The organism is Verrucomicrobiia bacterium (assembly GCA_019634635.1).
Classification (GTDB): domain Bacteria; phylum Verrucomicrobiota; class Verrucomicrobiia; order Limisphaerales; family UBA9464; genus UBA9464.
In genome coordinates, this window is the sequence record JAHCBB010000008.1 from 46,256 (window position 1) to 58,642 (window position 12,387).

At 62.5% G+C, this 12,387-nt stretch carries 11 protein-coding genes; 4 read left to right on the forward strand and 7 right to left on the reverse strand.

Annotation, left to right across the window (positions count from 1 at the left end):
- Positions 1-249: 249 nt before the first annotated feature.
- From KF791_07380 to KF791_07390, 3 genes are all read right to left on the reverse strand, one after another.
- Complete coding sequence (locus tag KF791_07380) at positions 250-1,035, reverse strand: hypothetical protein (protein ID MBX3732403.1); 786 nt, start codon at positions 1,033-1,035, stop codon at positions 250-252.
- A gap of 60 nt (positions 1,036-1,095) precedes the next feature.
- Positions 1,096-2,118 carry a cupin domain-containing protein gene (locus KF791_07385; GenBank protein MBX3732404.1) on the reverse strand — a complete coding sequence of 341 codons (1,023 nt, stop codon included), beginning with the start codon at positions 2,116-2,118 and terminating at the stop codon, positions 1,096-1,098.
- A 541-nt stretch (positions 2,119-2,659) separates the two neighbouring features.
- Entirely contained in the window at positions 2,660-2,947 is a 288-nt protein-coding gene (locus tag KF791_07390) for a hypothetical protein (GenBank protein MBX3732405.1), read from the reverse strand.
- Between the two features lie 134 nt (positions 2,948-3,081).
- On the opposite strand from KF791_07390, the gene KF791_07395 reads away from it, so the two are divergent.
- Positions 3,082-5,568: a hypothetical protein gene (locus tag KF791_07395; protein ID MBX3732406.1), complete on the forward strand. Its 2,487-nt coding sequence runs from the start codon at positions 3,082-3,084 to the stop codon at positions 5,566-5,568.
- A gap of 12 nt (positions 5,569-5,580) precedes the next feature.
- A complete protein-coding gene (locus KF791_07400; GenBank protein ID MBX3732407.1) occupies positions 5,581-5,895 on the forward strand; it encodes a hypothetical protein in 315 nt (104 codons plus the stop codon).
- A gap of 414 nt (positions 5,896-6,309) precedes the next feature.
- Here the strand turns inward: KF791_07400 and KF791_07405 are convergent, their stop codons facing one another.
- From KF791_07405 to KF791_07415, 3 genes are all read right to left on the reverse strand, one after another.
- Entirely contained in the window at positions 6,310-7,281 is a 972-nt protein-coding gene (locus KF791_07405) for a transposase (GenBank protein ID MBX3732408.1), read from the reverse strand.
- A gap of 202 nt (positions 7,282-7,483) precedes the next feature.
- Positions 7,484-8,461, reverse strand: coding sequence for a transposase (locus KF791_07410; protein ID MBX3732409.1), 978 nt, complete (start codon positions 8,459-8,461; stop codon positions 7,484-7,486).
- Between the two features lie 402 nt (positions 8,462-8,863).
- Entirely contained in the window at positions 8,864-9,748 is an 885-nt protein-coding gene (locus KF791_07415) for a hypothetical protein (protein ID MBX3732410.1), read from the reverse strand.
- A gap of 44 nt (positions 9,749-9,792) precedes the next feature.
- Between KF791_07415 and KF791_07420 the strand changes: the two genes are divergently transcribed.
- Together KF791_07420 and KF791_07425 are read left to right on the forward strand one after the other, a co-directional pair.
- Positions 9,793-10,446: a hypothetical protein gene (locus KF791_07420; protein ID MBX3732411.1), complete on the forward strand. Its 654-nt coding sequence runs from the start codon at positions 9,793-9,795 to the stop codon at positions 10,444-10,446.
- A 12-nt stretch (positions 10,447-10,458) separates the two neighbouring features.
- Positions 10,459-10,944, forward strand: coding sequence for an IS110 family transposase (locus KF791_07425; protein MBX3732412.1), 486 nt, complete (start codon positions 10,459-10,461; stop codon positions 10,942-10,944).
- Positions 10,945-11,812: 868 nt separating this feature from the next.
- On the opposite strand, the gene KF791_07430 is transcribed toward KF791_07425, so the two are convergent.
- Positions 11,813-12,313 carry a transposase gene (locus KF791_07430; GenBank protein ID MBX3732413.1) on the reverse strand — a complete coding sequence of 167 codons (501 nt, stop codon included), beginning with the start codon at positions 12,311-12,313 and terminating at the stop codon, positions 11,813-11,815.
- Positions 12,314-12,387 lie beyond the last annotated feature (74 nt).

A 12,387-nucleotide genomic window follows, 5' to 3' on the forward strand; every position in this document is an offset into this window, starting at 1 on the left:
GCGTGCGGTGGCACTCTTGCCGCCGGGGCAGCGGCGGCGGCGTCCCAGACTCCGGCCGGGAGCCGCGGCCGGCCGGAGTGCGACCGACGCCAGTCCGCCAGCTGGTGGTGCAGGACCCGCAGGTCCGTCGCGCAGAACGTCGTGGATGCGGACATCGCCCCTCAGCCTGCCCGCCCCCCCTGGACCCCGTCCCACACGCGTGCCGAAGGGACACGAAATCTGGATCCTGAGCGGCCGGGTGCGGAGGCGCTACCGCATGGCGCTTTGCCGTCGGTTCACGGCATACAGAACCCAGGCACCGGCCAGCGAGACGGTGAGGGCCACTGCGGTGCCGGTCCAGAGTCCCAGTGCGGGATACGCGTAGCGCACGGCCAGCACATAACCGAGCATCGTCACGCAGGTGCTCACCATCGTGGGACGGAGCAGGGCGGTCGCAAACTGAATCCCGCGTGAGTTCGAGACAATGACAAGGGATGAGATTCCAATCGCCGGAAACGCCGAGGCAACACCCCCAACCAAGGGACCCCCAATGTGACTCAGCAGCACGCTCGTTGCCACGATGCTGCCGCCGAAAAGGCCACGAAACAGAATCTGCAGGCCGCTGCAGTGGGAGGCTCCCGCTGGCGCCTCACCGCCCGTGTGTTTCGTGAGCAGGAATCCAAGTCCGACAAAAACCGCCTGCAAGGTCAGTGAAATGGCGAGATTCCTGGGCGGGAAAAGCGCGGCCAACGCGGCGAGCCCGATCCAGGTAGCGAGTGAAACTCCCAACGCAATCGGCAGCCCTCGCGGCGCAAGAAATCCGAAAGCACCCATCATGAAGCAGTTCACGCCGAGTGCGAGGGGAATGAACGTGGTCTCCCTCGCGGCCGCTTCCGGAGACTCGCCAAGCCCTACAAATAGAAGCGATACCATCAGCGTGGATGGCAACCCCGCAATCAGTCCGCCCAGGTCGGGTCCCGCCCTCTCGGCAACCAGCGAACAGGTGGCGATCAACCCACCGCCAACCAGCAAACTGATGAGAATGTGCGCGATCAAAGCCTCTTCTCCGATTCATTCTCATCCAGCAGGCGGCTCACGACCGCACTCCAATCTGTCTCAGTCAACCGGATTCACACGGCCGACCATCAACCGGTCCGCGGGAAGGCGCGGGATGCGCGCAACCAACGCTTCGGCAAGTCCAAGCGTGGGCCCGATCATCCGTTGCGGGAAGCCCGGGATGGCTCCGGTGAGTCCGATGTCCTGCACGTCGGGCGTGTCAAAGAAGATGAGAAAATGGACCTCGGTGCCATCCAGATTCTCGATGTGATGCGGGTAGGCCCTGGGGATGAAATAGATGTCCCCGGGTTCGAGCTCATACGTTTCGGAGGCTCCACCCGGACTTTGAACCGTCATTCTCGCATGGCCCTGATGAACAAACCCGAGTTCCGCCGTTTCCGGATGCCAGTGGGGTTCGCGCATGCCAGCTCCATGGATTCGCACGGAATACATCGCCTGGCTGCGAAGCGCAGGCCAGGTGTCACGCCGGGCCACGATGGCGGAGCCAGCGGCGTTGGCGAGCAGCGGTGCCCTGGATTCGATCGCAAACTTGAACGGGGATGGATCGGAGGCCGAATCCGGAACCTCGCAGGGCGATGCGCTGCGTCCGAACTCGATGCTTTCCTTCGAACGGGTGAGACCTGCAAGGGCCTCAGCGGGGAGATTCCAGGTGTTGCCCATCACCGGAAGGGACATGCAGCCGACAAATCCAGACAGACCAAAATCCTCGGGCTGTTCGTGGGAGAAGGTGATCACGAACTGCGAATCCCCGCTCCCGACGTTCTCAATCGCGTGGAGGGAGCCCGAGGGGACAAAGAACATCTCCCCGGCCGAAACCGTGAATTGCGCGTGCACGTTGCCGCTCGCAAAAATCGTGACCAGGGCGCGACCCGCAAGGCAATAGCCGAGTTCATCCGCGTTCGCATGCCAGTGGGGTTCGCGGAAACCGCGCTCCTTCAGAACGAGGCGATAAAGCGAAAGCCCTCTCAGAATGGGAAAGCTGGAGCGGTTCACGGCCGTCTTTTCCCCGTCGGGAGTGACAACGGATGGTGTGCTGCTGTGGAGGGAGAACTTGTGGCTCATGAGAATCCGGACCCGTTGAGTTCAAAGGCATGACGCTGGTTTGGGGACTTTTGCCGGGCAAGAACAATCTGTAATTGGCCGAATCTTCGCAATAATTGGATTGTCCCGTCATTTCTCACTCCTTCCACCTCCATGCATGCGCACTGGGCCGCCCTCGCGGGCCGCCGTAGGATACCGGCGATCCTCCACGACAACCTGTCGAATGCCGACCATGCTCAGACCGCGGGATGGAACACCGTATGTTGCGACGATTTTGGCATGTGGCTAGGCGCGCGGAATGGAGTATCGCCGAAGTGCCCTATGATCTGACTGGCAGCAACGCTACAGGCCATAAGCGCTTCAACCCTTCGCGTCGGGGCCAGTTTGACTTGGGGCTTCGTTGCGCGCTCGGTGAAGCATCGAACGGGATACACTCCGTCGCGCACGTCTCGCCCCAGGTCAAACTGGCTCCCGGGCAAACGGTATTCTATCCCGCGATCTGAGCAGTGGCTGCGACCCCTTCGTTCCCACCACTCCGACTCCCAACTCCCGAGCGCCGGCGCTACGGCGATTCCACCTCCAGCACCCGTCCATCCGGTGCCACCTCCACCTCCACCTCACCGCCGCCGGGGAGCATCACCGTTCCCTCGTACACCACGGAGCCATCGGATTCGGTCTCACGCTCAATCTCGCCGATCACGCCACCTGCCTTGTAGGCCTCGGCGAGCAACGCGGCCTGTACGGGACCCGGGCAATCCTCAAGCAGTATGGGAACCTCGGATTCGGACTTCTCGGATTTTGCCGGAGGATCCACCAAGGCGCATCCTGCCAGCGCAAGTGCTGCCACCACCGCCAGCGTTGCACGAACTTCGTTCCGTTGGCCCGGAGTCCAGGGACTGTCGGAGATACGCCTTGACCGAAACTCGGTCGGCACGCTAGGGATCTGCGCCGGGTATGTTCGAAATTCGACCCACTTATCGTGGCATGGCTCCGCCGCCCCAACTCCGTCGCGCCGCCGCCCGCCCATCCCATCCCCCCACCACCCGCAGGTCGGCACGGCTCGTCGCCACCGTCCTTGGTCTCCTGCTTCGCCTCGTCTTCCCGGCCGCCGCACAGACCGAGGGCGTCCTCTTCACCCATCTCGGCGGCTTCAATACCACCGGCTTTGGCGAGGGCGTGACGGTGACGGGAAGCCTCGCCTACCCCTCCGTCGGCGCGGACGATCCGATGACGCTCGACCTCCGGGTCGGTCGGGTGCAGGTGCTGGATTGGCACGGGGTAAGCGGAGAGACGCTAGCGCTCGGAACGGTCCATCCCCTGAGCATCGTCTCCAGCAGCGGCCTGCCGGTGACGGTATCCTTGACAGGCCCGGCCGAATTCAGTGGGGGCACCCTCACGGTGACCAACTTCGGCATGGTGACGGTCACAGCGGAACAGGCGGGCGACGACGCACATCTGCCGATCCGGGAGGAACGGAGGTTCAACGTCCCTGTGACCGTCCTGGAACGTCTCGGCGGCTTCGACACCAGCGGTCGAGCCCTGGCGGTGGAGGTGGCCGGAGACCGCGCGTACGTCGCCAACGGGGCGGCCGGCCTGCAGATTTTGGACGTAAGCAACCCGGCCAGCCCGATTCGCCTCGGCAGTTTCGAGACCGGAGGCTCCGCCGTGGCGGTGCAAGTGGAGGGATCCCTCGCCTATCTCGCCACCCTCTACGCGGGCTTTCAGATCATTGACGTGAGCAATCCGGCCAGCCCCGTGCGCGTGGGCAGCTACGATACCGGCGTTTGGGTCACGGCGATGCAGGTCGCGGGCCAGTTCGCCTACCTCGTCGGCGAGCCTCCCGGCGTGGTCGTTCTGGACGTGAGCAATCCCGCCGCACCTGTCCGCGTGGGCGGCCTCGCGTTACCCGGCGAGGGCTTCGCGGTGCAGGTGGTGGGCAACCTCGTCTACGTGTCGGACCAGGATGCCGGCTTCGTGGTGCTCGACGTGACCAACCCGGCGATGCCCGTTCAACGCGGCAGCTTCAACGGATTTGCGGGCGTTCCCGCTGCCTTTCAGGTCGTGGACGGACTGGCGTATCTCGCCTACGCCTCGGCCGGCCTGATCATCTTGGACGTGCGCGACCCGGCCGCTCCGACGTTCCTGGGCCAACTACCTTCGATCCCTTTCCGGTCGAGCGTACAGGTGGCGGGCAACTACGCCTTTGTGGCGGCCCGCGATCTCGGGGTGGAGGTGATTGATGTGAGCAACCCGGCCAGCCCGATGCGCCTCACCCTCTACGAAACCGCCGGCGGGGCGTATGCGGCGCAGCGGGTGGGCAACCGGGTCTTCGTTGCCGACGAGACCGCCGGCCTGCTGATCCTGGATTTCCGCGCCGGTCAGCCGCAGGCGCTCCATTGGGAACTCCCGTCCGCATTAACCTACCAAGGTCCGCTGACCTTGGGGGGCACCGCCTCCACCGGATTTCCCGTAACCTATTCAGTGCCGAGCGGCCCCGGCGCCGTGCAAGGCAACCAGCTCAACTTTTCCGGGATCGGCCGCGTGGTGGTGCGGGCCGAGCAGGCGGGCGATGCGAACTATGCGCCGGTTGCCGTGGATCGGGTCATCACGGTGGGCCTGCCCCAGTTGGGCGCGCGGCCGGCCGGCGATGCAGCGGAGGTCTTTTGGGCCTCCGGCCTCGCTGGACTGGAACTGCAGGGCCGCGAAACCCTCGACGCCGCCACCCCTTGGCGCGAGGCCGGCCTCCCCTGGACGGAAGTCAACAGTGAAGTCCGGGTCAACCCGTCGGCGTCACCGCTCCGCTACTTCCGGCTGCAAGGCTTCTCCGGACAGGTCGAGCCGCTGGCCGTGACCGGCTGGAACCGCGACGTGGTCCTCGAAAACCAGCCCGTCCGCCGGGCGCAGGCGATGGACTCCTTCGGCGCAGCCTGGTTCGAGAACGGTCTGGGTGGCCGCACCAACGGCCTCCCGGCCGACCGCCAGATCATCAGCCAACTGGACACCACGGTGCTTTTCGAGCTGCGGCCCTATTCCAGTTCGAACGTGCTCTGGCTGAACAACGCGCGGCGCACCAATTCGCTGGTGCTCACCACACCGACGGCCTGCAGCAGCCTGCATGTTCTCGCCCATTCGGCCAACGGCGGCGGCAACGGCGCCTTGTTCATCCATTACGCGGACGGTTCCACCAGCGAAGCGCTGCCATTCTTCGCGCCCGACTGGTGGGACGGCAGCCCCAGCGCGCCCACCCGCCGACCGGCGATCCGCGGCCTTGCCCGCAGCCGGACTGCTGGCGCCCTGTTCACATACGATCCCGTGCCGCCCGGCTTCAGCCTGCACCAGACGGATTTTGACCTCACCACCGGCCCGCACACGGGCAAGGTCATCACCAGGCTGGAATTCGTGAAGGGGACCAGCCCCGAGGCCACCGGCATCTTCGCCGTGAGCGGCATCGCCATCGCACCCAGCCCTTGAATCGGCAGACGCGTGACTGCCGGGCCCCTGGTCCGGCGCGACGGGCGGCGGGGCTCGCGGGCCGGCGGAAGGATGCCGCGACGCATCACCTGCACCAGCGGAACGCAACCGGACCCGTACACGATGGCGTTGGGGCCGGTGGACACGGGGAGAAGGAACCCCATGGAGGCCCCGATGCAGGCACCCAAGGCCGGTTGCATGGGATCCACACCGGCCGCCTGGGCAACCGCGATGGCCACCGCGGTGAACAACGGCGTCATGCCCAGTGCCGTCCGGGCCTGGAAGATCCCCGCAAGGCCATCGCCCACCCAGCGGGCCAGTCCATAAGGTGACAGGTTTAAAGCTTTTCTTGAAGCTGGAAACCCTCTGGCGCAATGGCCGCTGGCCTCTCCTCTTTCCCCACGCCAAACCGCCCTCCTTCTCCAATAATTAACTCCCACCACCCTTTTCCCCTCTCCCGCTCCGCAAAAAACTGAGATGCGCACCGAGGCGGATTTCGCACGCCTTCGGTGTCATGACGCAAAGCCTCATGGACTGCGCCAGCCCTCTGGCGCTTTGGGGCGTGTGGAGTTGCAGTCCGGGTTCGGGGAAACTCCACGATTCACCAACCGCCATACCTGGCGCTGAGCGGGATCACGCGGGGCGAGACGACTTTGCTGGAGATTGCGGTTGGGGGCGATGGACGGCGACGGATCGGTGCGTGATGGATTGCGCCCGACGCGTCGGTCCCATGGGAGCCAGCTACCCGACCGCCTGCACCTGCAGATCCCTCAGCACGCTGATCCCGGGGAGTGGGACCCCCCGGATCCGTCGCGCCCCGTCCTTGCGGTTGACGCCGAAACGTTCGCGGTGCTGGACGAACACTTCGTTCACGAATGCCTTGGATCCCAGCACCACCCCGTCGGTCAGGTGCCGCACCCGCAGGCGCAGCACTTGCGGCACGCTCAACGCCCCGCCGCGTCGCAACTCCTCGAGGACCGTCTCCCGATCCAGCGCCACCTTGTCGCTCCGCCCCGGGCTCCCCGCCGTCACGAACAGACTCTCCCGGTATTCCGCCGCCGCCTCCCCCCAGGCGAACGGCTTCCGGCAGCTCATCAATCCCTTGCGCAGCACCCGGTTGCCCGTCAGGGCGGCGGCGTAGCCGCAGAACCGGTAGTCCTTGGGATCCTGCACGATGCCGGCCCGCACCGGATTCAGATCAATGTACGCAGCCACCATGCGGACCGTTCCCGGGTTATCCTCGATCAGGACGCTCTTGAAACGTTCGGCCCACAGCGTGCCGAATCGGCCGGTCTGGCGGTTGTACCAGCGGCTGAAGCGCTGTTTGAACTCCTTCATGAACGCGGACACATCGCCCATTCGTTCCAGCAGCGACTGGCGAATATCCGGATCCACCGCCCCACGCTTCTCCAATCCCTCCCGGGCCAGGGCGGTCAGGATCCCTCTCTTGCCGTAGAACCCCTCCAGGCGTTGGAGCAGTTCGGCATCCGGGATATCCCGCGCTGCCGGGACGCGCAGGAGCAGATGGAAGTGGTTGCCCATCATACAGTAGGTGATGATCTCGATCCCGCAGAACCGGGCGAGTTTGAGGAGGATTTCGGCGAGCTTTTCCTTGCACAGATCGTCGAGCAGTCGCTGACCGCCAACGACGCGGGAGATGCAGTGGTACACCCCCGCCTGCCCCTCCTCCGCCTTCATTTTCAGTCGTGCCATGCGCATGGGTGATTTCCTACTCGCCTCACTCCAATTTGTCAATGTTGAACCTGTCACTTTATCCCCGACCGCCATACCTGACGCTGAGCGGGATCACGCGGGGCGAGACGACTTTGCTGGAGATTGCGGTTGGGGGAGATGGACGGCGACGGATCGGTGCGTGATGGATTGCGCCCGACGCGTCGGTCCCATGGGAGCCAGGCTACCCGACCGCCCGCACCTGCAGATCCCTCAGCACGCTGATCCCGGGTAGAGGGACACCCCGGATCCGACGCGCCCCATCCTTGCGGTTGGCGCCGAAACGTTCGCGGTGCTGGACGAACACCTCGTTCACGAACGCCTTGGATCCCAGCACCACCCCGTCGGTCAGGTGGCGCACCCGCAGGCGCAGCACCTGCGGCACGCTCAACGCCCCGCCGCGTCGCAGCTCCTCCAGGATTGCCTCCCGATCCAGCGCCACCTTGTCGCTCCGCCCCGGGCTCCCCGCCGTCACGAACAGACTCTCCCGGTATTCCGCCGCCGCCTCCCCCCAGGCGAGCGGCTTCAGGCAGCTCATCAACCCTTTGCGCATCACCCGGTTGCCCGTCAGGGCGGCGGCATAGCCGCAGAACCGGTAGTCCTTGGGATCCTGCACGATGCCGGCCCGCACCGGATTCAGGTCAATGTACGCGGCCACCATGCGGACCGTACCCGGATTGTCCTCGATCAGGACGCTCTTGAAACGTTCGGCCCATAGCGTGCCGAAGCGGCCGGTCTGGCGGTTGTACCAGCGGCTGAAGCGCTGTTTGAACTCCTTCATGAACGCGGACACATCGCCCATTCGTTCCAGCAGCGACTGGCGAATATCCGGATCCACCGCCCCACGCTTCTCCAATCCCTCCCGGGCCAGGACGGTCAGGATCCCTCTCTTGCCGTAGAACCCCTCCAGGCGTTGGAGCAGTTCGGCATCCGGGACTTCCCGTGCTGCCGGGACGCGCAGGAGCAGGTGGAAGTGGTTGCCCATCACGCAGTAGGTGATGATCTCGATCCCGCAGAACCGGGCGAGTTTGAGGAGGATCTCGGCGAGCTTCTCCTTGCACAGATCGTCGAGTAGTCGCTGACCGCCAACGACGCGGGAGATGCAGTGGTACACCCCAACCCGCCCCTCCTCCGCCTTCACCTTCATCCGTGCCATGCGCATGGAGCATCTCTACTCGGTGTCCCCCAGTGTGTCAATCTCTGAACCTGTCACTTTACCGCACAGGGCCAGAGGGCCAGAGCAAAAACCACATTGGAATCCATGGCGCCAAAGTACACCGCAGGGGCGCCGCTGTCAGCCCTTGGAGCCCCCGGTCCCCTGAGGACCCGGTTCTGCGAGGCAGAACCTTACCCGCGGCCAGGTCGGGGCCCGAAGGCGGCAAGGTCGAATACCTTGACGGCCGCAGGGCGCCGACCGCACCGAATCACCCCAATGGCCTGGTTCTCACCCACACAAACTCACACATAGCCCACCTTTTGCTTTTCGTGCTCGAGCGAGGACTCTTTCCACCAGTTGTACACGAACGGCGAATGAATAAGGATTACAATAAGAATTATGAATTTTTCATTGAATGATGGGGATTGAGCCACCAGTGCTGGTGACTTTTATTTCTTTGATCTGACCTGTGAGGATTTTCAAATTGGTCTCGATATCAGCACGGACCTTGTTACGATTGGCTTCAGGGTTTTTTTTCATATGCTCGTCAAGCAATCTTTCAATTGTTTCTTGTTGTAATTTAAATGTTTCTGTCTTTTTTCTGAAGGCGATTAGTCTTATACGAGGTTCATTGATTTCATTTGGGATTATAAATTTAATTTGCAGACTCTGGATTATTGCACCCGCAAATCGAAAATCATCATTCGGGTCATCATCTTCTGTGATGTATTCCAAATGTTTTCTGATAAACGCACTGAAAATTGGGGTAGAGGTCACAAGGTCATCCAGCTCTCTACCGTTACATTGAAAATTTGTAGCGATCTGTACTGGACCTTTGAGAATCGCTCCGATACCATCGTAACCACCATTGTCTACAATTTTGCTCAAGCAGTCTATGCTTGGTCTGATAGTAACTGTTACTATTCCGGGGAGATTGATCGTTTGCTGGTTAGCTTTCGCAACTACGTTAACCGGTATATTTAGATTTATATTCCGTATTTCTACGGGTTCCAATCCAAAACCAATGGGGATAAACTGCAAACCTTCTCTCACGCTGATGGGAGTTCTCTTACCCAAAAACGTGATGATTCCGTATGTCAGAGGATTACTCGGAAGTTGTTTGATTGCATACACACCTGAAACAAGAGCGGTCAATAAAATTGCCGTTGATTTCAGATCTGTACCACCGCTAAACAGCCAACCTTTTAGTCCCCAAAACAAGAGAATTAAATGTGCACCTAGTGTCACTAGGTAGTATATTGTTTTAATATTCATTTTTCTGATAGATGGCATGAGAGGTGTCAGCAGACCGAAATCGGGTCAGGGTCGGAATGAACATGAAAACGCTTACCACATCCACGTCTGCCGAATCGGCAGCCACAGCCTCCAGACCTGCGGCCTCCACAGAGCGATCCGCAAGCCCCGGAACGGGTCCGGCACCCCCGCGGCCCTACCGCCAGATCAAGCTGGCGTTGGATGTCCACGCCGGGGATCTCATGGTCGTCCGCATGGTCGAGGGGGCCAAACCGCAGACGCCCCAGAAGATGAGCGTCACGCGCCTCCTGGAATGGGTGGTGGAACAGAGGGCCCAGGCCGAGGAGGTGTTCAGTTGCTACGAAGCCGGCCCGACGGGATTCTGGCTGCACCGCCAGCTCATCGCCCGGGGTGTGGTGAATTACGTCATCTGCCCCACCTGCCTGGATACCCGGCGTGCCGGGGTGAACAACGACCGGACCGATGCCCTCGAACTGGCCACGCGTCCGGATCGCTACCGCGCCGGTAATGACAAGGCGCTGTCCATCGTTCACGTCTCTACCGAGGCGGAGGAGCAGAAGCGGGCGCGAAAACGTCAGCGCCAGCAACTGCGTGAACAACGACTGAGCCTGGCCGCCCAAGGACGCTGCCTGATGCTGCTGAATGGACGACGCGAAACCAACCACTGGTGGAAGGCCGGGCGGTGGGAGGTCCTGAAGGCGACCTTGGAACCCTAGCAGGTCAAACGTATGGAAGTTTTTCATCCGCTGATCCTGGCGACGGATCAGGCCGTGCGCGCCCTCAGCGGACTCGTCGAGCGGGATGCCCCCGCGGTGATGCCCAAGGGCATGGGGCGACTGACGCACGAGAACGTCCAAGCCGAGGTCGTGGACTGGAATCGCTTCAAGAACCGGCGGCAGGTAGGCAGCTATGCCGGCCTGACCGATGGAGTGAGCGCCTCCGGGGAAGGCCACGCGGACCTGAGCATCACCAAGTCGGGCAATCGGCATTTGCGGACCGAACGGGTGGAGCTGGCGTGGCGGATCCTGCTCTTCCAGCCGGACTACTATCTGGTCCGCAAGTGGCATCCCGTGCTGCTCAATCCCAAGGCCCACGCCCGGGCGCGGAAACGGGCCATCGTGGCCTTCGCCCGACAACTGCTGGTGGACCTCTGGCGATGGAAGACCGGACGCCGCACCCCTGAACAACTGGGTTGGGTGATGACCGCCGGTTGAAGCCTTCGGCTCCGTCTCCCCAATGGCTGAACTCCCTTTCTCCGTATTCTCTTTCCGGAAAACGGCGCGCGACCCGTTCAAATTCCTGGCCTTCCAAGGCCGTCTGGTAGACTGGGCGCGCTCGTTTTCCCACCTTTGTCGGTTACGGACATCACCATCGTCGGCGCACTTCCCGAAGCGAACGACCCGGATAGCAGGTTGTGACGCCGAAGCCAAGGCGGCCACATGGTAGGAAAAACGTTGGATCGGAAGGGACCACGGTGCGAGCGGCGGAACCATCCGGGGAAGCCAGCTCAACCGATCAAGACCCGATCGAAATTGCCCGGGCGGCGAGGGAATCAAAGAAGCATTTAGGGATAGGAACATTCGCGGCCCGGCCTGGGGGTAGTTTCAAAGGGCAGGTGCTGCTCAGATTGAAAAGAAACGATGCCTCATAAAATCAGCATCGAACTTCAGAAACCCCAAAACTCGCCCTTGACCCAATACATAGCAGGAATTTGGTTTTTGCGCCTCGCCGGGAGAGGGAGATTTGATTCTGCTGACCCGACCGTTTTGGAAGTTCACTTCGCAATTTTCCCGGTGTCAACTTTCGATTTTCGCCTGCGGCGAGCCTTCTCCCAAGCCGTAGCGAGTCGAGTGGCTGTCGAAGGCCGCCAGAGGGGGGGGCAGGGCGCCGAGTACCCTGTCCGTTTCTAGGACGCAGCTCGCGGGCTGGCGTCCATCGGCTGAGGGGCTTCAGTCCGCGAGGATATTCTCGTAGTCCGGCATCGGGGGGCGATCAGGAATTCGCCGTCATGGAGAGGCGCGGGATCGTCGCGCTAAGAAACGGACATCGGGGGATCCGGTGGGGTAATTCACGAAAGTGGGCTCAAGATGACTTTGTGTGGGTGGAAGGAAGGGGATCTGGGAGGTTAAAGTCGAGATGAGAACCGATGAGGTAGATGATGGCGGTGAAGTACTCGACGGACTTGAAGCCGCGAGCCTTGCGCTTGGCATTCTGGATGAGGCCGTTGATCGCTTCAGCGGCTCCGTTGGTGATGCGGGTCCTGAGGTAGGCGACCACGCCGTCCCAGTGGTTGCGGATCGTGCGGGCCACCTGCTTCATCTCCGGGATGCGGGATCGGGCCACCCAGCTGCACCACCACTTGAGATCGGCCTCGGCCGCCCGGGCATCCGTCTGGGCCATGATCGTGCGCAGGGCATCGACATGGTTGAAGGCTTTGCCGGTCTGGAGCTGGCCCGAGCAGACCCGTTGGCGGATCCGCTGCTGCTCCGCGGTGAGCTGACCCTCCGGCTTGAGCAACGCCCACCGGGCGCCTTGGAGTTCCTCAGGAAATTCGCGGCGCTCCCGACGCCGCACCTCGTCCAACGCCCGGGTGGCCAGTTGAACGTAAGCGGTAAGGCAGGTGCATGTCCCCGCCGCTGATTGCGGCGGGGCGCTGC